This window comes from Azonexus hydrophilus (assembly GCF_038368255.1).
Classification (GTDB): domain Bacteria; phylum Pseudomonadota; class Gammaproteobacteria; order Burkholderiales; family Rhodocyclaceae; genus Azonexus; species Azonexus hydrophilus.
In genome coordinates, this window is the sequence record NZ_CP151406.1 from 1,094,402 (window position 1) to 1,113,162 (window position 18,761).

Below are 18,761 nucleotides of genomic sequence, written 5' to 3' on the forward strand. Positions count from 1 at the left end.
GTTCTGGTGGCGCCGTCGGCAACTTCTGACAACTGGATTCCTTTATTCGCGGGGTTTGAGTAGCATTAGCCACTTTGCCTTCTTGTGCGGCGCAATATTAGCATGCGGATTGCCTTATACGTTACCTGTCTCGTTGACCTGATGCGCCCCGCAGTGGGCTTTGCCGCCCTGCGTTTGCTGGCGGCGACGGGTAATGACGTGGTTGTGCCGCCAGCGCAGACTTGCTGCGGTCAACCGGCCTGGAGCGCCGGCAACCGGCCGCTGGCCGAAACCCTGGCGCAGAAGGCGATTGCCGAGCTGGAAGATTACGATGCGGTGGTCGTTCCTTCCGGTTCCTGTGCCGAGCAGATTCGCCTGACCTATCCCAAGCTGTTCGCCGACGATGCCGTCTGGGGGCCGCGCGCCCGGGCGCTGGCAGCGCGCACTCAGGAACTGAGCGAGTTTCTCGCCAGCCTGGGCGAGCCGCTTGAGCCGCCCGGCGAATTCGCCGGCAGCGTCACCTACCACGATTCCTGCAAGGGCCTGCGCGGTCTCGGCATCAAGGCGCAGCCGCGTGCCTTGCTCGGCCGCGTACGCGGGCTGAGCCTGAAGGAAATGGCCGACTGCGAGGAATGTTGCGGCTTCGGTGGTGCCTTCGCCGAGAACTATGCCGATGTCTCGGCGCGCATCGTCGACCGCAAGTGCGAGTCGGTTGCCGCTGCCGGGGCTGACGCCGTCGTTGGCGGCGATCTCGGTTGCCTGCTCAACATCGAGGGGCGCTTGCGCCGGCGCGGCGACGGGACGACGCGGGTGCTGCACTTTGCCGAAGTGCTGGCCGGGGAAACCAAGCCATGAACGCCAACGCGCGTCACTCGCAGGCGATGCATTTCACCGCCCGCGCTGCCGACAAGGTGCGCAACCCGGTGCTGCAGCAAGCGCTGCAGAAAGCCAAGCCGCTGTTTTCCGGCAAGCGTGCCAAGGCCATGGCGGCGCTCCCCGACGACGGCCTGGATTTCGAAGCCTTGCGCGAGGCCTGCGCCGGCATCCGCGACCGGGCGCTCAACGACCTCGACGTGTGGCTGGAAATCTTCGAGGAAAACGCCCGCGCGCGCGGTGCCGACGTGCTGTGGGCGCGTGACGGCAGCGAAATCTGCGATCTGGTGATCGACGTCGCCCGCCGTCATGGCGTCAAGAAAGTGACCAAGTCGAAGTCGATGCTGTCCGAAGAGGCGCATCTCAACGACGCGCTGGCCGCTGCCGGCATCGAGCCAGTCGAGACCGACCTCGGCGAATACATCATCCAGCTGGCCGGCGAAGCGCCGTCGCACATCATCGCGCCCGCGGTGCACAAGACCTTGCAGGAAGTCGAGGCGCTGTTCGCCGAGAAGCACGGCCGACCGCAAGCGGCGCGGACTTCCGCCGACATCCCGGCGCTGACTCGCGAGGCGCGTGGTGTCCTGCGCCAGCACTTCCTGTCGGCCGACATGGGGATTTCCGGTGCCAATTTCCTGATCGCCGAGACCGGAACCGCGGCGCTGGTCACCAACGAAGGCAACGGCCGCATGGTGACGACGCTGCCGCGTGTGCATGTGGTGATCACCGGCATCGAAAAGGTGGTGCCGACGCTGCAGGATTTCGCCACGCTGATGCGACTGTTGCCGCGTTCGGCGACCGGCCAGACGATCTCCAACTACGTCTCGCTGCTGACCGGCACCCGCGCTGACGACGAAAGCGAAGGACCGACCAAGACCGTCTTCATCCTGGTCGATAACGGCCGCGCCGACGTCGTCGGGTCGCACTACCAGGACATCCTGCGCTGCATCCGTTGCGGCGCCTGCATGAATCACTGCCCGGTGTATTTCTCGCTCGGCGGTCACGCCTACGGCTGGGTCTATCCCGGGCCGATGGGTTCGGTGCTGACGCCGCTGTACACCGGCATCGAGAACGCACTCGACCTGCCGCATGCGTCGACCGGCTGTCGCCAGTGTTCCAGCGTCTGCCCGGTGCGCATTCCGCTGCCCGAGCTGATGCACGGCCTGCGCCAGGAGCAGCAGCGGCGCGGTCTGCGCCCCTGGGGCGAGCGTTTTGGCCTGCGTGCCTGGGCCTGGATCGCCGGCCGGCCGACGCTGTATCGGGCGCTGACCCGGATCGCCGCCCGCTACCTGAACTGGCTGGCCGACGGAGAGGGTCGCATCCGCCTCTTCGGTTTCGCGCCGGGTTGGACGACGGCGCGCGATCTGCCGGTCGCCGGCGGTGGCAAGACCTTTTTCGAACAATACGCAGCAAGCAAGAGAGACTGACAATGGAATTCGCACCCGAAGGCCCGATGGCCATTCCCCTCTGGATCAACGGCCGCCCCTATCTCACGGTAGGCGACAGTTTCTTCGACGTGATCAATCCGGCGACCGGGCAGGCCCGCCACCGGGTGCCGATGTGCGGTGCCGACGAAGCGGCGCAGGCCGTCGCCGCCGCCCGCGATGCCCAGGGCGCCTGGGCGGACATGGGGCCGTCGGCGCGCCAGCTCTGCCTTGGCCGATTGGCCGATGCCCTGGAGCGCTACGCCGGTCATTTCGCCAAAATGCTCAGTCAGGAAAGCGGTCGTGCCGAAGAAATGGCGAGTGCCGAAGTGACGGCTGCCGTCGCCGGTTTGCGCGCGATGTCGGTGGGTGAGACCGGGGTGGCGGCGTTGGTCGTCGACGACAGCCAGCCGCTCGCCGGTCTGGTCGCCGCCGCCGTGCCGGCCCTGCTGGCTGGTGCGACTCTGGTCGTCAAACCGAGCCCGAAAGCCCCGTCGGCGGCTTTCGCCCTGTGCGAACTGGCGACCCGCAATGACTGGCCGGCCGGCGTGCTCAACCTTGTCCACGGCGACGGCCCGGCCATCGAAGGCTTGTGCGCGGCCGGCGTCGATTACCTGGTGTTCGCCGGCGCCGAGGCGCTGGGCGCCCAGGTCGGCGAACTGGCGGCACAGCACGGAACGGCGTTTGCCACGGTCGGCTGATGGAACGCATCGTCTATCTCGAACAGGAATCGATGATCGCCACTGTCCGGCGACCGGCGTTCGCCCATGCGTGGGTCGAGTACCCGGCGACGACCGCCGATCAGGTGGCCGAGCGCCTGCGCGGGGCGAGTATCGCCATCGTCAACAAGGCGCCGCTGCCGGGCGCAGTGATCGACACCCTGCCCGACCTGAAGATGGTTGCGGTGGCGGCGACCGGTACCAATGTCGTCGATCTCGACGCCTGTCGTCGGCGCGGCATCGTCGTCAGCAACATCCGCGGCTACGCCGAACAGACCGTGCCCGAGCATGTCTTCGCGCTGCTGCTGGGGCTGTCGCGCAATCTGTTCGCCTGGCGCGAAACGGTGCAGGCCGGGCGCTGGCAACAGGCGACGCAATTCTGTCTGTTCGATCACCCGATCCGCGACCTGCACGGGGCGACGCTCGGTGTGGTCGGCGCCGGCAGCCTCGGCAACGGCGTCGTCCGGCTTGGCGAAGCCTTCGGCATGCGCGTGCTGCGCGCCGAACGCAAGGGGGCGGCTAGCGTCCGTCCCGGCTATACCGCTTTCGCCGAGGTGCTGGCTCAGGCCGACGCGCTCAGCCTGCACTGCCCGCTGAGCGAGGCGACCCGCCACCTGATCGGCGAGCCGGAACTGCGCGTGATGAAGCGCTCGGCCCTGTTGGTTAACACCGCGCGCGGTGGCATCGTCGACGAAGCGGCGCTGATCCGGGCGCTGCACGAAGGCTGGATCGCCGGTGCCGGTTTCGACGTGGTCAGCGCCGAACCGCCGCCGGTCGGTCACCCCATGCTCGATCCGGCCTTGCTCGCCTTGCCCAACTTCATCCTCACCCCGCACGTCGCCTGGGCCAGCCGGCCGGCGATGCAGGCGCTGGCCGATCAGTTGATCGATAACATCGAGGCTTTCGTCGCCGGTCAGCCGAGGAACGTGGTCACATGAGCGCGCGCGACGACATCCTCGCCCGCGTTCGCGCCGGCGTCGGCAAGGGCGATGCCGACGCGCGTCGCGCCGCTGCCCTGGCACGCCTGCAGGCCGGACAGTCGGGGCCGCAGCCGACCCTGACCGGCGATCTGGTCGAGCGCTTCTGTGCCAAGGCGGAATCGCTGGCCAGTACGGTTGCCCGCGTCGACGGCTACGCCGCCGTGCCGGCGCATGTCGCCGAGTGGCTGTCCGCCCGGCAACTGCCCCTGCAGGCGGTGACCGCGCTCGATGTCGCCGGGCTCGACTGGGCCGAGGCGGGCCTCTCCTGTCACAGCGGTGTGGCGGTCGATGCCGACCCGGTCGGTATTTCCGGCTGTTTTTGCGCCATCGCCGAAACCGGTACCTTGATGCTGCTGTCCGGCCCAGCGACGCCGGCCTCGGTCAGCCTGCTGCCGGAAACCCATATCGCGCTGGTGCCGGCGGCGCGCGTCGTCGCCACCATGGAAGACGCGTTTGCCCTGCTCAAGGCCGAACGCGGTGCCTTGCCGCGCGCCGTCAACTTCGTTTCCGGGCCGTCGCGCACCGGCGACATCGAACAAACCATCGTCCTCGGCGCCCATGGGCCGTGCCGGGTCCATCTGATCGTGATCGGGGAAAATTCATGAGTATTCAATTTGCCGTGCGCGGCGACCACATCCAGCTCGACCAGCTGCTCAAGGCTACCGGTCTGTGCGAATCCGGCGGTGCCGCGCATGCGGCGATCGCCGATGGTCAGGTGACGGTCGACGGCCAGGTCGACACCCGCAAGCGGGCCAAGCTGCGGCCCGGTCAGCGCGTCGTTTTTACCGGCGAGGAAGTCGAGCTGCTGGCCGAGTAGCCCAGCTTCAATCCAGCCAGCGGATCGGCGAGGCGAGTTCGGGGTGCTTGCCGCAGTGCTCGCGGTAATGCCCGGCTATCGTCGCCATGTCCTGCGCCGGATCGCCACTCAGGGTGATGTAGGCGAGGATGCCGACCCGGCGCCTGGTGTAATCGATGAAACCCAGCCCGACCGGCACCTGCGACGCCAGGGCGATGCGGTAGAAACCGCTCTTCCAGCCGGCGGTCAGGCTGCGTGTACCTTCCGGCGCCAGCACCAGCATGAAGCGCTGGCGGCGGGCGAATTCGGCGGCCATCTGGTCGACAAAACCGGTGCGCTGGCGCCGGTTCACCGCGACCCCGCCGAGGCGGCGCAGCAGGCCACCGAAAGGCCAGCGGAAAAGAACGTCCTTGGCTGCCCAGTGCGCTTCCAGTGCCAGCCCCTGGCGCGCCAGCAGCGCGTAGAGCGCGTCCCAGTTCGAGGTGTGCGGATAGGCAATCAGTACCGTCCGGGGTGGGCGTTCCGGCGGTTCGACCAGAGTCCAGCCGAGACGTTTCACCAGCCAGCGGGCAAGGGTCTGCATCATCGGTTCAGCACATCTTGACCACGATGTCGTGCAGGGTGTTGGCGCAGTGCGCCATGCGGTCGGCAGCGTTGGCCAGGTGGCGGTAGATTTCGCGCTGCTTGAACATGTGGATGTAGTTGTCGCCCTGGAATAGATCGGCGATGGCGCGCCGGTAGGCTTTTTCCACCCGGCGTTCGGCTTTGCGTGCGGCGTCGGCGTCGTTGGCCGCTTCCGCCGGGGCCGTCGCCAGGCGGCTGAAGCCCTGTAACAGCGCGTCGGTGCCGAGTTTGATGTGCATCGCCATCTCCAGGCAGTGCTTGTCGGGCTGCAGGCCGAGCACCTCCATTTCGCTGACCGTCGTCTTGCAGTAATTGACCACCTCGTCGAGGTCCATGATCGCGCGGTAGAGATCCTCGCGATCGATCGGCGTCGAGAAGGCCTCGTTCAGCGTATGCAGGTTGTGGATCTTGACCCGGTCGGCTTCATGCTCATCCTTGCGGATCTGCTTGCCGATGTCGTGATCGGCGTTTTCCATGAACTCGACCAGCAGCCCGGTGGTCTTGCCGACCTGCCGGCATTGCTCGACGAGCATGCCGAAGAAGTCGGGCATTTTCGGGAAAAATCGGCCGAGCAGGCGGGACAGCAGCGAGGGCGAGGCGGTAGCGTTGCTCATGGCTTGGCTCCGAGGAAAAGATTGACCAGCGCATAGGCCAGGATGGCTACCAGGGCGGCGCCGGGAATGGTGATCAGCCAGGTGGTGGCGATGTCCTTGGCCTTGGCCCAGCGTACTGCACGCGGGCGTTCGGAGGCGCCGATACCCATGATCGAGGTGGCGACGATGTGCGTCGTCGAGACCGGTGCGCCACCCAGCGAGGCACTCATGATCACCAGGCCCGAGGTCAGTTGTGAGCCGAGGGCATGGATCGGGCGGACCCGGTAGATGGCGAAACCCAGCGTGCGCACGATGCGCCAGCCGCCGGAGAGGATGCCCAGGGTCATCGCCGTGGCGCAGGCGAGCATGACCCAGAACGGCACGGCAAAGTGCGAGATGAAACCGCCGAGCAGCAGCACCAGGGTCAGGATGCCCATGCTTTTCTGCGCATCGTTGGCGCCGTGGGCGAAGGCCAGTCCGGCGGCGGTGAAGAACTGGGCAAAACGCAGGTGACGGTTGGCTGCCGGCGTGGCTGCCCGGAGCAGGACGCTGAGGATGCGGTGAATGGCGAAACCGACCCAGAAACCGATCAGCGGCGACAGGATCAGGGCCGCCAGTACTTTCACGATGCCGGTCAGCCGGCCGCTGGCCAGTTCGTGAAAGCCCCAGACGACATGATCGACGCCGACACCGACGACGACCGCGCCAATCAGGCCGCCGACCAGGGCGTGCGACGACGACGAGGGTATGCCGAAATACCAGGTGCCGAGATTCCACACGATGGCGCCGATCAGGCCGCACAGCAGCATGGCCAGTGACAGCAGCGGCAGGATGCCGCCGAGTTCGACGAACTTGCCGATGGTGTTGGCCACCGCCGTGCCGCCGAGCAGGGGGCCGAGGAATTCGAAGACGCCGACAACGATGACCGCCTGGACCGGCGTCATCGCCCGTGAGGCAATGACCGTGGCGACGATGTTGGCGGCGTCGTGGAAGCCGTTGGTGTAGTCGAACACCAGGACGACGATGACGGTCGCCAGCGCGAGCAGGAACAGGGTGTCCATGCGTGTTGCCCGGTATCGGGTCCCCCTCCGGATTGGTATATGTTGTTTTGGCCAGTATAGCGCGCGCTCTTGCTGGTGTGTGTCGGGTTAAAATAAGTGAACTCTAATAATCTGGCGCATGCCGGGAACAGCCATGTCCTACCCCCATTTTTCCTCGATTTCCCGCAGTTTTGCCCCCGGCTGGTTCGCCGCCGTCATGGGCACCGGTGTGCTGTCCATGAGCACCCTGGCCCTGTCGGCCAGGTGGCCGCTGCTGGCCGGTCCGGCGGAAGTGCTGCACTGGTTCAACGTGCTCCTTTTCGCGCTGCTCGCCGTGCCCTGGCTGACCCGCTGGCTGCGTTTCCCGCAGGCGGCGATGCAGACCCTGCAGCATCCGGTGCAGGCCAATTTCTATCCGACCTTTTCGATTGCCCTGCTGGTACTGGCAGCGCAGTGGGTGCAGTTCGGTCCCTATGTCGGTGCGGCGCTCTTCTTCTGGTGGGCAGGAGTCATTCTGCATTTCGTGTTCAGCTTTGCCGTGCTCTTCTTCATGTTTCGCGGCGAGCATGTGGCGCTCGATCACGTGACGCCGGCCAAATTCATCCCGGCGGTCGGTCTGGTGGTCATGCCGCTGGCCGGTGGTCCGTTGCTCGCGCACATGGACGGGGCGCTACGCGAATGGGCCTTGACGGCCAATATTGTCGGGCTCGGCGCGGGCAGCATGATGTACCTCGGTCTGCTCGGCCTGACCCTGCAGCGCAAGTACCTGCACAAGCCGGCGCAGGGCATCCTGACGCCAACGGTGTGGATTCATCTGGCGCCGATTGGCGTCATCCCGGTCAGTTTCATGAATTTGGCCGAACATTTTCCCTTCCCGGTTGTGCGCGAGATCGCGGCGGTGCTGATGGCGCTGGTCTGGGGCTTTGGTGTCTGGTGGCTGGTGATGGCCAGCCTGTTGACCTGGTCGGCCAAGGCTGCGGGGCAATTGCCGTTTGCGCTTTCCTGGTGGGGGTTCACCTTCCCGCTGGGCGCGTTTGCCGTGGAGAGCCTGCGGTTGTACAAGATTTTCGGCTGGAACAGCATGCTGGTGATCGGCGTGCTGGCCTGGCTGATGTTGTGTGGTTTCTGGTCGCTGACTCTGTGGCGAACCGCGCGCGGGGTGCTGAGCGGCGGTATCTTTCAGCCGCACCCGTGACGGCCTGGGGCTGGCTGGCGCTGCCGCCAGTGCTGATCTGGCTGCTCAATCGCGGCATCCGGCATGGCTTGCGGGCGCCGCGTCTGCCCCGCCAGGAAACGCCCGAAGGTCTGCCCTGGCAGGCCGTTGCCATCGCCAGCCAGAATGGCAAGATGCTGCGCGCCTGGTATATCCCGGGCGGCAGACGGGCGCTGTTGCTGATGCACGGCTGGGGCGGCAACGCAGCCACCCTGCTGCCACTGGCCAAGCATCTGCACCTGGCCGGCTACAGCCTGCTGCTGCCCGATGCGCGCTGTCATGGCGAGAGTGACGATGACAGTTTCGCCTCGCTGCCGCGTTTTGCCGAAGATATCGAATCCTGTCTGGACTGGTTGGCGAAGCAAACCGAGGTCGATCCCCAAGCCATCGGTCTGGTCGGCCACTCGGTCGGCGCCGGCGCGGCCCTGCTGGTCGCCAGTCGGCGTTGCGATATCCGGGGGGTGCTGAGTATTTCCGCATTCGCTCACCCGGCGGCAATGATGCGTCGCTGGCTGAGCACCATGCACATTCCCTACTGGCCGCTGGGGGCCTACATCCTGTGGTACGTGCAGCGGGTGATTGGGCATCGGTTCGACGATATCGCGCCTTGCCGGACGATTGCGCAGATTGCGTGTCCGGTCTTGCTGGTGCACGGCTGCGCCGACCTTACCGTGCCGCTTGAGGAGGCCCGCCAGATAGCGGCGGCCTCGTCTGCCGCACAGTTGCTTGAGGTGCCTGGGTGCCACGAGGACTTTGGCGATATCGAGGCGCATTTGCCCAAGGTGCTCGACTTCCTCGATGGCGCCTTTGGCTCCCGACATCAAGACGAAAAAAAGGCGGGCGACTAGCGCCCGCCCAAGCGGAGTCTGCCCTGTTTGGCGTCAGGGCAGGAGGAAAGAGGCTTTCTCCCGCAGGGTGATGTCGGCATTGCCCTCGGCGGTGATGGTGAAGTGGATCGGGTTGGAGCCGCGCTTGCCGGATTCCGGCGGCGCCGCAACCACGACGTTGAACGAAGTCAGGCCGGCAGCCTTGGCGTCGACCGTGTCTTCGCCGCTGATCTTGAGACCGTCGAGGCCATCGACCGCCAGTTTGTAGCGCTGCGGCAATTCGGTGGTGTTCATGATCTGCAGCATGAAGACGTTCTCGATGCTGCCATCGTCGGCCTCGCGGGCCAGGGTCGAGCGGTCGCGGATGATGTCCATCTTCAGCGGAATGCGGTTGACCAGGAAGTAGCCGGCGATGATCGTGATCAGGATCAGGATGGCGGTATAGACCAGTACCCGGGGACGAACCATGTGGCTGAGGATATCGGCGCTCGATTCCTGCTTGGCCATGGCGTTTTCGGTCGAGTAACGGACCAGACCGCGCGGCAGGCCGACCTTGTCCATGACCTGATCGCAGACGTCGACGCAGGCAGCGCAACCGATGCATTCATATTGCAGACCGTTGCGGATGTCGATGCCGGTCGGACAGACCACTACGCACTGGCCGCAATCCACACAGTCGCCCAGCTTGCTGATGTCGGCGCCTTTCTTGCGGATGCCGCGCGGCTCGCCACGAGCCGGATCGTAGGTGATGATCAACGTATCCGGGTCGAACATCACGCTCTGGAAACGGGCATACGGGCACATGTACTTGCATACCTGTTCGCGCATGAAGCCGGCGAACAGGAAGGTGAAGCCGCCGTAAAGGAAGATCCACAGGGTTTCCCAGGGGCCGAGACTGTTGGTCACGACATTGTTGATCAACTCGTCCATCGGGGTGAAATAACCGACCAGCGTGAACCCGGTCCATAGCGACAGGATGCCCCAGAGCAGGAACTTGGTGCCCTTGATGCGTAGCTTGCGTGCATCAAGTGGTGCCTTGTCCAGTTTCATCCGGGCATTGCGGTCACCCTCGACCCAGTTTTCGATCCACATGAACAGCTGGGTATAGACGGTCTGTGGGCAGGCGTAGCCACAGAACAGCCGCCCGGCGACGGCGGTGACCAGGAACAGCGCGTAGGCCGAAATGATCAGCAGGACGGCGAGATAGATGACGTCCTGCGGCCAGAAGACGAGGCCAAACAGATAGAACTTGCGCTCGACCAGATGGAACAGGATCGCCTGTCGGTCATTCCAGACCAGCCAGGGCGTACCGTAGAAAATGACCTGGGTCAGCAGAACCAGGATGATGCGCCAGTTATCGAAGAAACCGCGTACCCGCTTGGCGTAGATTTTCTTGCGTTTTTCGTAGAGTGAAACTTCGGCTACCGGTTCCTGCTTGTTCTGATTGTCCGCTTGAGTCATTTTTTTTGTGTGCCCGTTGATTGTTATGGTCGGAAACCGGGGGAATGGCATGTCTGCCGACTAATCGCATGAAGCAAGCCTGCGGGGCGAACTAAGGGGGATATGCGACCAGCCGACCGGCACACCAGAAGCTCTAGAACTCCAAGGAAAGCGCATTGAGCAGTGGGAGGTGTCCCCGGTTTCCGGAGCAACTAATATCAAGTTGCGTGCCAGCTTTGTGTTGTTGTTTGGTTTCTTTAAAATCAATGACTTGCTTTTTATTTTGCGTGGCTTGCCTCTGTTTTTTCGAATGCTGTGTCAGAATCGACAGCATCGATTGACCGAGGTGCCAGTTTTGACATCGCATTTTCTGAGTGAGCTGATTTCCTTTCTTGATGGCCTGCCCGAGCCGCGTATCGTAATGAGCGCCGATTACCGGATCATTGCCGCCAATGCCGCCTATACGCGCGAATTTGGCGGTGGGCGCGAGTTGGCCGGTCGGGCCTGCTACGAGGTCTCGCATCGCTTCAATGTGCCGTGCGACCAGGCCGGCGAATCCTGTCCGCTCAAGCTCAGTCTGGAAGCGGGCGAGCCGCAACGGGTCCTGCATCTGCATCACACGCCCCGGGGCGAAGAGCATGTGCTGGTCGAAACCTCGCCGATCCGCGATGAGACCGGCGAAATTGCCTATTTCGTCGAAACCATGCGCTTGGTGCGCCAGGCCAGCAGTCGTGTCGCCACGAGTGGGCTGGTCGGTCGCTCGGCGGCGTTCAGCAGCATGCTGGAAAAGATGATGCGGGTCGCCCCTTCCGATGCGGCCGTGCTGTTGCTGGGCGAGACGGGGACCGGTAAGGAACTGGTGGCGCATGCCATTCACGAGGCCAGCGCCCGGGAAGAAGGGCCGTTTGTTGCGGTCGACTGCGCGGGAATGACGGAAACCCTGTTCGAGGCCGAATTGTTCGGTTACGAAAAAGGGGCCTTTACCGGCGCCACCCACCGCAAGCAGGGCCTGGTCGAAGCGGCTTCGGGCGGCACCCTGTTTCTGGATGAAATCGGCGAACTGCCGCTCTCGCTACAGGTCAAGCTGCTGCGCCTGCTGGAAACCGGGACCTATCGCCGGGTCGGTGGTCTTGACTGGTTGCCGGCCGATTTCCGGCTGATCACCGCGACGCACCGCGATCTTGCGGCCATGGTGGCGGCTGAAAGCTTTCGTCGTGACCTGTATTTCCGCATCAATACCTTTCCCATCCGGACGCCGGCATTGCACGAGCGTAGTTCAGACATTCCCCTGCTGGCTGAATCGCTACTGGCCCGGGTTGACCGCAAGCCTGGTCGACACTTCACGGCGGCTGCGCTCGGCTGGCTTGCCGCCCAGCGTTTCAGCGGCAACATCCGCGAATTGCGCAATCTGATCGAGCGCGCCTCCCTGCTTGCAGACGGCGATGCCATCGATGTGACGCATCTTCTCGAGATGACCGATCCGCCGCTTTATCTTCCTGTTGAGCCGGGCGGGGCGGCTGGCTTTCAGGTGGATGCCCTGATCGATCTGGAAACACTGGAAAGGCGCTATCTCAAGTGGTCCAGGCAGATACACGGTGGCGATATGGAGGCGTTGGCCAGGCAACTTGGTATCAGTACCCGGACGCTGTATCGAAAACTGGAGCGAGTGAATTGAAAACCAAATTCACGATTGCGATCCGGTTATGACAATGATATATTCCGTCAGGTTTTTGGTATGGCTGATTCCCTGTCTTTACCAAGTCTTACATTCCCGAATGATTGTTAAACTAGAATCGAGAAAAGCGGTTTTATTTCCAATAGAGGGTCCGTTCGGTCAGAGTGCGCCACAGTGCGTGCGACTGAATGGGTGACGAAGGTTCTTTGCGAGTGATAAATATGAAAATCAGGACTATCCCCTTTTTGCTGGCAGTTGCGGTTTTCCCCGCATCTGTTCTTGCCCAGAATGCTTCTTCCCCGGAGGTGCAACAGGCTCTGCGCGAGATTGCCCAGCAAGCGGTGCTGAAGAGCCCGGAAGTGACGACCAAGTGGCGTAACTACAAGGCGGCCGACGAGGAAATCGGGGTGGCACGCGGTGGCTATTTTCCGCGGGTAGACCTGACTGCGGGCGCTGGCCGCGAGAGTCTGAAGACGCCGCCGACGAATACCAAGGACAACTACACCCGCCAGGGCTACGCGCTGACCCTGAACCAGATGGTGTTCGACGGGTTTGCCACGCGCAGCGAGGTTCGCAAACTCGACAAGGCGCGTCTGGTCCGTTACTACGAATTGCTCGAAGCCTCCGAGAACGTCGCCCTGGAAGCCAGCCGCGCCTATCTCGATGTGCTGCGCTACCGTTTCCTGGTCGATCTCGCCGAAGACAACTACATCCGCCACAAGGCCACGCACGAGCAACTGAAGGTGCGTACGGCATCGGGCGTCGGGCGTCGCGTCGATCTGGAGCAAGCCGGCAGCCGTCTGGCCCTGGCCGAAGTCAATCTGACCACCGAAACCGCCAACCTGCACGACGTGTCGGCACGCTATCAGCGTCTGGTCGGCAACATGCCGCCCGACGTGATCGTTCCGCCCAGCCTGGTCGGCAGCGCCCTGCCGGCCAGCCCGAAGGCGGCACTGGACATCCTGCACCGGCGTAACCCGACGCTGCACGCGGCGATCGAGAATATCGAAGCCGCCCAGCACGACATCGCCGCCAAGCGTTCGGCTTACTCGCCCCGCGTCGATCTGCGGGCGCGCACCGAGAGCACCAACAACTATCAGGGCGTCAGCGGCGACCGCGATTACAACGTGGCCGAGGTGGTGTTCAGCTGGAATCTGTTCAACGGCGGTTCGGACCGGGCACGTGAGCGTCAGTACATGGAGCGCAAGCACCTGGCGGTGGAAATGCGCGAAAAGGCCTGCCGCGATACGCGTCAGACGCTGCTGATCGCCTATAACGACGTACTGCGCTTGAAAGAACAGGCCAGCTATCTGGCAATTCAGGTGGCCTTGCTGGAAAAGACGCGCGACGCTTATCGCGACCAGTTCAACGTCGGTCAGCGCACGCTGCTCGACTTGCTGGATACCGAGAACGAATTGCTGTCGGCGCGGCGCGCCTCGGTCAACGCCGATACCGACCTGACGCTGGCCTACCTGCGTACCTACGCCGGCATGGGTTCGCTGCTGGAATTCATGGGGCTGCAGAAACTGGACACCCATACGCCGACCGCTGCCGAACTGGCCGAAGTCGATGCGGCCTCGCTGTGCCCGGCCGATGCCGTCACCCAGCAAGCCTCGGCGCGTGAGGCGCTCGATGCCAAGGCGCGGGAGATGATGGTCGCGCCACGTTCGCCGGTCGTCGCGCAGGCGCCGCAGGAATCTTTGGCGCCGCAGACGGCCATCGGCGACATCGAAACGCAAGTACGTTCCTGGGCGGAGGCATGGTCGGCCAAGGATTACTCGGCATACAGCGGTTTCTATGCACCGACCTTCACGCCGGACGGTGGCCTGTCCCGCGAGGACTGGGACCAGTTGCGTCGCGCCCGGATTTCGCCGCGTGAGCGTATCTCGGTCACAGTCGATAAGCTGCGCGTGCGGATGGATGGCGAGGACCGTGCTTTTGCCGAGTTCGAGCAGACCTATCGCTCGAACATCTTCAATGATCGTGTCCTGAAGACGCTGGAAATGATCAAGGTCAACGGCAAGTGGCTGATCAATCGCGAAAGCTCTACGCCGTGTGTCGGTAACACCGTTGGTGGTTGTAATCGCCTGTCACGCTGAGGATTAGCCGGGGTTGCGACCTCGTGCTGAATAAAAAAACCCCCGGGGATTTGTCCCCGGGGGTTTTTTATCGGGTGTCAGGCGAGGTCGACCTGAGAGACAAAAACATAGCCTTGCGAGCGCAGGGTCTTGATGAAACTGCTGCCATCGGCCTGTTTGCCAAGAATGCGTCGGATCTGGCTGACATGGACGTCGATGATCCGGTCGTAAGGGATGTATTCGCGTTTGAGAACGCGGGAGAGGCTTTCTCTGGACAGAGGCTCGAACGGGTGCTCGAGGAAGGCCATCAGCAGCGAAAATCCGGAAACGCCGATTGATACCGGTTCGCCGTCGCCATTCAGCAATTCCCGGGCAGCGGTATCCAGCGTCCAGTGTCCGAAGCGCAAGCGTTTGAAATCAGCACGCGAAACCGTCGTCTGGCTGCGTAGCTGGCTGCGTCGGAGCAGGGCACGGGTGCGGGCAAGCAATTCGCGCATGTTGCACGGTTTGGGCAGGAAATCGTCGGCGCCGATCTCGATGCCGATGATGCGCTCGATTTCGTCGGAACGCGTCGAGTGAATCAGAACCGGGATTTCCGATTGCTGGCGCAACTGCCTGAGCAGTTCCAGTCCGTCTGCATCGGGGAGGCTCAGATCAAGGATGACCACGTCGGGCTGTTGGTCGAGCTGTCGCCACATGGCCGCACCGTTTTCGGCGAAAATGCTGCTGATGCCCACTGTGCCAAGGGTGGTGCTGACAACATGGCGGGTGCCGGGGTCATCTTCTACGATCAGTGCTGTCTGATTCATGAGAGGGGTAAAGATGCTCGATGGAAACGATTGTAATGCATTGTAAAGGATATGCGCAGGCTGTCTTGCAACGGGCATGGTGCGGCGAGCGGAGGCCGCAGGGCGTTTTACCTTTCTTCAACCAAGTTTCCAGCTGAAGCGGGACAATGGCAGTCTCTTCAACGGCAGGCGGTGCTAATCCATGATGCTGATACCTCAGGAGCTGGAGGGCTTCGATGTCCGTGACGCTGTTGCGCGCATGCTGGATCGTCCCGAGTTGTGGTGGCAGGCCGTCGGTTTCTTTGTGCATCATTTTTCAGGTTGGGAAGCCGACTGGCTTGAAGTGCGTGTAACGATCAAGCCGAGCGTCGCTGTGTACATGCGATTCGCAGTGCAGCGGCAAATGTCGGTGCGATGCGTCTTGCGGCCCTGGCTGAGCGCCTGGAAAATATCCTGTTGCGGCGGATCGCCGGCGAGGATGTGAATATTCCTGTCGATTTGCGTGCTGAGCTTGCGGCCGCCTTTGGCCTGGCATGGAAAAGCGCTGAAGTAGCCTGGCGCGAAGCGGGTTGTGAGTTACCGGGGCAGTCGTGACAACGCAGTTTGAGCCGGCGCCGCTAGGGCGATACCTTGCCCGGGTCAATCTGCAGGTCTTGTTGCCGGCCTTCCTTGTCCTGTCGGTCATCATTCTCCTCACTGCCGGTGGCATGGACCTGCGTGACCGCATCGAGGAGGGGCGGGCGCGGACCGCGCTGCTTGAAGAAATGTTGACCAACAGCCTGCTGGTCGAAGATCCGGTACGGGTGTCCGTATTCAGGAAAATGCTTTCCTCGCTCCCCGATCTGCGCTCGCTTACCCTTTACCGTGACGATCAGAGCATTAAATTCGAATATTTACGCCCTGATGGCTATGCTGTTCCGGGATGGAAACCCCCGGTATTCGAGGAGGGTTATCGCTTGCAGCCGGGCTCGATCGACTTTCTGGTCGGTGGCAAGGTTGCAGGCAAGGGCTGGATGCTGGTCAGTTTTGATCTGGGGCGCCTGCACCGGCAGATGCTGGGTTACGCCTTGTTGATCCTGATCGAGTTTGCGCTGGCCCTGTGGGTCATCCTGCGGCTGCAGCACCGGCAGGTCGAGCGCGCGATGCGCCCGCTCGGCATGTTGAACGAAAACATGGCCGAGATTTCGCTTGGACGCCTGGATACCCGGGCGGCACATTCGGATATTGCCGAGTTCGAGCGGCTGAGCGAAGGTTTCAACCAGATGGTCGAGCAGATTCGCGAGCGGGATCACTGGCTGGCCTCGCATCTCGGAAATCTGGAACAGATCGTCGAGCAACGGACACGCGAGTTGCGCCAGGCCAAGGAGGTCGCCGAAGCGGGGAGCCTGGCCAAGAGCGAGTTCCTGGCAACCATGAGCCATGAAATCCGGACCCCGATGAACGGGGTGCTGGGGATGACGGAATTGTTGCTGAACACGGGCCTGACGCCGACGCAGCGGCAGTTCGTCGAAGCGGTTGATCGTTCAGGGCGGCACCTGCTGGCGATCATCAACGATGTGCTTGATTTCTCCAAGATCGAATCCGGGCATTTCGAACTTGAAGAAGAAGATTTTGATCTTGTCTGCTTGCTCAACGAGTCGGTCGAGCTGTTTTCGCAACCCGCCCACAAGAAAGGCCTGGCGTTGCTGATCGAGGTGCAGGGTGGCCAGTCCCTGCATTTGCGCGGGGATGCCTTGCGCTTGCGCCAGGTGGTCGCCAATCTGCTGAACAACGCAGTCAAATTTACCGATCAGGGAGAGATCGTTCTTGGTCTGACTTTGCAGCCGTCCGAGCCAGGCAAGCAGTGTCTGGAATTGCGGGTCAGGGATACCGGCGTCGGTATTCCGGCAGAGGCTCGCGAGCGGATTTTTGAACACTTTGCCCAGGCCGATGGCTCGACCAGTCGGCGTTTTGGCGGTACCGGCCTGGGTTTGGCGATCTGCCGGCGCCTGGTTGACATGATGGGCGGCGAGATCACTGTGGACAGCGTTCTTGGGGTTGGTACGTGCTTTACCGTCAGTTTGTGTCTGCCGGTGGTCGAACGGGCAGCATCGGACGATTTGGCAGATAGCGGCGGCGTGACTTCGCGCCGGGTCGAACTGCCGATGGATACGGATTCGGCGAGCCCCATCCTGCGTGGCCGGGTTTTGTTGGCGGAAGACAATGAAAGTAACCAGATTGTCGCGCGTACCCATCTGGAGCGCCTGGGTTTGCAGGTGGTCGTGGTCAATGATGGTCAGCAGGCCATTGATCTGCTGGCCCGCGAGCCTTTCGATCTGGTCCTGATGGATTGCCAGATGCCGGTGGTCGATGGCTTCTCGGCCTGCGCCGAATTGCGCCGCCGGGAAGCTCGGGACGATCTTCCGCACCTGCCGGTGGTGGCGTTGACAGCCAACGCCATGCGTGATGACCGGGCCCGTTGTCTGGCGGCCGGCATGGACGACTACCTGGCCAAACCATACCGGGGTGAGGAAATTCTCACCGTACTCGAGCGTTGGCTGCCCCGGGAGCGTCGCAAACCGACTGCAGTGCCGACGGTGGTCCAGGCCGTCTCGGGAAATGCCGCACTGGATCCGGGGGTCTTCGAACAGCTGCGCACCCTGGCGCCGAGCGGTGCCAATGCCTTGATACGGCAACTGATCGAAGCCTACCTGCGGGGTGTCGAAAGCTTGTGGGGCGATTACGAGGGCGCCTTGTCTGCCGGCGATGCATTGGCCATGGCGCGCGCCTGTCACGCCATGAAGTCGAGCAGTTACAACGTCGGGGCGCTGCGGTTTGCGGGTTTGTGCCGGGAAATCGAGGCCCTGTGTCAGGAGGGGAAGCAGGAGGAAGTCATGGCCTTGCACCCCGGTTTCGTCGCCGAGCAACTGGCGGTGCGCATGGCTTTGGACGAGATGCTGGAAAAGGGACTGTCGTCATGAGAGAACGGGTATGTCGGGTACTGGCGGCGGATGATGATCCGACCATGGGGTTGATGTTCGGCGTCGTGCTTGCTGCGCCGGCATTCGCCCTGCGCTTCGTGCCGGATGGCGTGGCAGCGCTGGCAGCCTATGGCTCCGGTGGGGATTTCGATATTGTCGTGCTCGATGTCGAAATGCCCGGCCTTGATGGCCTGAGTGTTGCCGGGACGATCCGGCGATGCGAATCCGATCTGCCCATCGTGTTGTTGAGCGGGCGCGCAGACGCAGGTTTTTTCGACGCGGCGTCGACGCTGGGTGCCCATCATCTGCCCAAGCCGGTCGACTGGGCTGCCCTGGCTGGCCGGCTGCGGGCCTGGCTCGACTGATCCGCCGGCGCTTGTCTGTTTGAGCCGCTCTCGGGTTAGACTGGCGGTATCGCACAAGAATTTTTGCAAGCGGAGGAAACACACATGAAAAAACTGATCCCTGTCATCCTGGGTTTGCTGATTGCCGCGCCGACCATGGCTTCGGAAGAACTGGCCAAGGCCAAGAACTGTACGACCTGCCACGGCATGGCCAAAAAGATTGTCGGTCCCGGCTACCAGGAAATTGCCGCCAAACGGGCCGGTGAAAAGGGGGCGGAAGTTGCGCTGGCTGCCAAGATCAAGAACGGTAGCAAGGACGAGTGGGGCAAGGTGCCGATGCCGGCCAATGCAGTCACCGATGCCGAGGCACTGGCGCTGGCCAAGTGGGTGCTGTCGTTCAAGTAAGAA

General features: G+C 63.0%; 18 protein-coding genes and 1 pseudogene. 14 read left to right on the forward strand and 5 right to left on the reverse strand.

All coding sequences use genetic code 11. The annotated features are described in order from the left end of the window. Positions 1-102 precede the first annotated feature (102 nt). Genes AADV58_RS05295 through AADV58_RS05320 form a run of 6 tightly spaced genes read left to right on the forward strand, consistent with a single transcriptional unit; the run spans position 103 to position 4,792 of the window. Positions 103-834: a (Fe-S)-binding protein gene (locus tag AADV58_RS05295; protein ID WP_281983523.1), complete on the forward strand. Its 732-nt coding sequence runs from the start codon at positions 103-105 to the stop codon at positions 832-834. Next, complete coding sequence (locus tag AADV58_RS05300) at positions 831-2,279, forward strand: lactate utilization protein B (RefSeq protein WP_341744243.1); 1,449 nt, start codon at positions 831-833, stop codon at positions 2,277-2,279. The genes AADV58_RS05295 and AADV58_RS05300 overlap by 4 nt, the downstream gene beginning before the upstream one ends. A 2-nt stretch (positions 2,280-2,281) precedes the next feature. Then, on the forward strand, positions 2,282-2,977 hold the full coding sequence (locus AADV58_RS05305; RefSeq protein ID WP_028995102.1) for an aldehyde dehydrogenase family protein: 696 nt from the start codon (positions 2,282-2,284) through the stop codon (positions 2,975-2,977). After that, entirely contained in the window at positions 2,977-3,933 is a 957-nt protein-coding gene (locus tag AADV58_RS05310) for a D-2-hydroxyacid dehydrogenase (protein WP_341744244.1), read from the forward strand. The genes AADV58_RS05305 and AADV58_RS05310 overlap by 1 nt, the downstream gene beginning before the upstream one ends. Beyond that, entirely contained in the window at positions 3,930-4,580 is a 651-nt protein-coding gene (locus AADV58_RS05315; RefSeq protein WP_341744245.1) for a lactate utilization protein, read from the forward strand. Before AADV58_RS05310 ends, AADV58_RS05315 begins: the two co-directional genes overlap by 4 nt. Beyond that, positions 4,577-4,792 carry an RNA-binding S4 domain-containing protein gene (locus tag AADV58_RS05320; RefSeq protein ID WP_341744246.1) on the forward strand — a complete coding sequence of 72 codons (216 nt, stop codon included), beginning with the start codon at positions 4,577-4,579 and terminating at the stop codon, positions 4,790-4,792. Before AADV58_RS05315 ends, AADV58_RS05320 begins: the two co-directional genes overlap by 4 nt. 7 nt (positions 4,793-4,799) lie before the next feature. Here the strand turns inward: AADV58_RS05320 and AADV58_RS05325 are convergent, their stop codons facing one another. From AADV58_RS05325 to AADV58_RS05335, 3 genes are read right to left on the reverse strand one after another with little or no spacing between them, the layout of a single operon-like run. Next, on the reverse strand, positions 4,800-5,357 hold the full coding sequence (locus tag AADV58_RS05325) for a 1-acyl-sn-glycerol-3-phosphate acyltransferase (protein ID WP_341744247.1): 558 nt from the start codon (positions 5,355-5,357) through the stop codon (positions 4,800-4,802). 4 nt (positions 5,358-5,361) lie between these two features. Next, a complete protein-coding gene (locus tag AADV58_RS05330) occupies positions 5,362-6,009 on the reverse strand; it encodes a DUF47 domain-containing protein (protein ID WP_028995097.1) in 648 nt (215 codons plus the stop codon). Further along, positions 6,006-7,049, reverse strand: a complete 1,044-nt coding sequence (locus tag AADV58_RS05335) for an inorganic phosphate transporter (RefSeq protein WP_341744248.1) — start codon at positions 7,047-7,049, stop codon at positions 6,006-6,008. The genes AADV58_RS05330 and AADV58_RS05335 overlap by 4 nt, the downstream gene beginning before the upstream one ends. 133 nt (positions 7,050-7,182) lie before the next feature. On the opposite strand from AADV58_RS05335, the gene AADV58_RS05340 reads away from it, so the two are divergent. Together AADV58_RS05340 and AADV58_RS05345 are read left to right on the forward strand one after the other, a co-directional pair. Further along, positions 7,183-8,223, forward strand: coding sequence for a C4-dicarboxylate ABC transporter (locus AADV58_RS05340; RefSeq protein WP_028995095.1), 1,041 nt, complete (start codon positions 7,183-7,185; stop codon positions 8,221-8,223). Beyond that, positions 8,220-9,089 (forward strand): alpha/beta hydrolase, encoded by an 870-nt coding sequence (locus AADV58_RS05345; protein WP_051295405.1) that lies wholly within the window; start codon positions 8,220-8,222, stop codon positions 9,087-9,089. Before AADV58_RS05340 ends, AADV58_RS05345 begins: the two co-directional genes overlap by 4 nt. A gap of 33 nt (positions 9,090-9,122) precedes the next feature. Here AADV58_RS05345 and ccoG read toward each other — a convergent pair whose 3' ends face one another. Beyond that, the gene (ccoG, locus tag AADV58_RS05350; RefSeq protein WP_028995094.1) at positions 9,123-10,529 is read right to left on the reverse strand and encodes a cytochrome c oxidase accessory protein CcoG; all 1,407 of its coding nucleotides are present in this window, start codon (positions 10,527-10,529) and stop codon (positions 9,123-9,125) included. Between the two features lie 169 nt (positions 10,530-10,698). On the opposite strand from ccoG, the gene AADV58_RS05355 reads away from it, so the two are divergent. Together AADV58_RS05355 and AADV58_RS05360 are read left to right on the forward strand one after the other, a co-directional pair. Continuing rightward, the gene (locus AADV58_RS05355; protein ID WP_424243834.1) at positions 10,699-12,183 is read left to right on the forward strand and encodes a sigma-54 interaction domain-containing protein; all 1,485 of its coding nucleotides are present in this window, start codon (positions 10,699-10,701) and stop codon (positions 12,181-12,183) included. Positions 12,184-12,488: 305 nt separating this feature from the next. Continuing rightward, positions 12,489-14,282, forward strand: coding sequence for a TolC family outer membrane protein (locus tag AADV58_RS05360; protein ID WP_341744249.1), 1,794 nt, complete (start codon positions 12,489-12,491; stop codon positions 14,280-14,282). Positions 14,283-14,359: 77 nt separating this feature from the next. Here the strand turns inward: AADV58_RS05360 and AADV58_RS05365 are convergent, their stop codons facing one another. Continuing rightward, positions 14,360-15,070: a response regulator transcription factor gene (locus AADV58_RS05365; protein WP_043420508.1), complete on the reverse strand. Its 711-nt coding sequence runs from the start codon at positions 15,068-15,070 to the stop codon at positions 14,360-14,362. A 357-nt stretch (positions 15,071-15,427) separates the two neighbouring features. Between AADV58_RS05365 and AADV58_RS05370 the strand changes: the two are divergent. From AADV58_RS05370 to AADV58_RS05385, 4 genes and pseudogenes are all read left to right on the forward strand, one after another. Continuing rightward, positions 15,428-15,643 (forward strand): annotated as a pseudogene (locus tag AADV58_RS05370) (Hpt domain-containing protein); the annotation flags it as partial. Then, positions 15,640-18,009, forward strand: coding sequence for an ATP-binding protein (locus AADV58_RS05375; protein ID WP_281984791.1), 2,370 nt, complete (start codon positions 15,640-15,642; stop codon positions 18,007-18,009). The pseudogene AADV58_RS05370 and the gene AADV58_RS05375, both read left to right, overlap by 4 nt. Then, the gene (locus tag AADV58_RS05380) at positions 18,006-18,374 is read left to right on the forward strand and encodes a response regulator (RefSeq protein WP_081700045.1); all 369 of its coding nucleotides are present in this window, start codon (positions 18,006-18,008) and stop codon (positions 18,372-18,374) included. The genes AADV58_RS05375 and AADV58_RS05380 overlap by 4 nt, the downstream gene beginning before the upstream one ends. A gap of 84 nt (positions 18,375-18,458) precedes the next feature. Next, a complete protein-coding gene (locus tag AADV58_RS05385; protein ID WP_281984794.1) occupies positions 18,459-18,758 on the forward strand; it encodes a c-type cytochrome in 300 nt (99 codons plus the stop codon). Positions 18,759-18,761: the final 3 nt, after the last annotated feature.

Coding starts and splice junctions, on each gene's coding strand:
- AADV58_RS05340 (WP_028995095.1), top strand. CDS start 7,183: ATGTCCTACCCCCATTTTTCCTCGATTTCCCGCAGTTTTGCCCCCGGC.
- AADV58_RS05320 (WP_341744246.1), top strand. CDS start 4,577: ATGAGTATTCAATTTGCCGTGCGCGGCGACCACATCCAGCTCGACCAG.
- AADV58_RS05315 (WP_341744245.1), top strand. CDS start 3,930: ATGAGCGCGCGCGACGACATCCTCGCCCGCGTTCGCGCCGGCGTCGGC.
- AADV58_RS05295 (WP_281983523.1), top strand. CDS start 103: ATGCGGATTGCCTTATACGTTACCTGTCTCGTTGACCTGATGCGCCCC.
- AADV58_RS05365 (WP_043420508.1), bottom strand. CDS start 15,070: ATGAATCAGACAGCACTGATCGTAGAAGATGACCCCGGCACCCGCCAT.
- AADV58_RS05330 (WP_028995097.1), bottom strand. CDS start 6,009: ATGAGCAACGCTACCGCCTCGCCCTCGCTGCTGTCCCGCCTGCTCGGC.
- ccoG (WP_028995094.1), bottom strand. CDS start 10,529: ATGACTCAAGCGGACAATCAGAACAAGCAGGAACCGGTAGCCGAAGTT.
- AADV58_RS05385 (WP_281984794.1), top strand. CDS start 18,459: ATGAAAAAACTGATCCCTGTCATCCTGGGTTTGCTGATTGCCGCGCCG.
- AADV58_RS05325 (WP_341744247.1), bottom strand. CDS start 5,357: ATGATGCAGACCCTTGCCCGCTGGCTGGTGAAACGTCTCGGCTGGACT.
- AADV58_RS05380 (WP_081700045.1), top strand. CDS start 18,006: ATGAGAGAACGGGTATGTCGGGTACTGGCGGCGGATGATGATCCGACC.
- AADV58_RS05305 (WP_028995102.1), top strand. CDS start 2,282: ATGGAATTCGCACCCGAAGGCCCGATGGCCATTCCCCTCTGGATCAAC.
- AADV58_RS05310 (WP_341744244.1), top strand. CDS start 2,977: ATGGAACGCATCGTCTATCTCGAACAGGAATCGATGATCGCCACTGTC.
- AADV58_RS05335 (WP_341744248.1), bottom strand. CDS start 7,049: ATGGACACCCTGTTCCTGCTCGCGCTGGCGACCGTCATCGTCGTCCTG.
- AADV58_RS05300 (WP_341744243.1), top strand. CDS start 831: ATGAACGCCAACGCGCGTCACTCGCAGGCGATGCATTTCACCGCCCGC.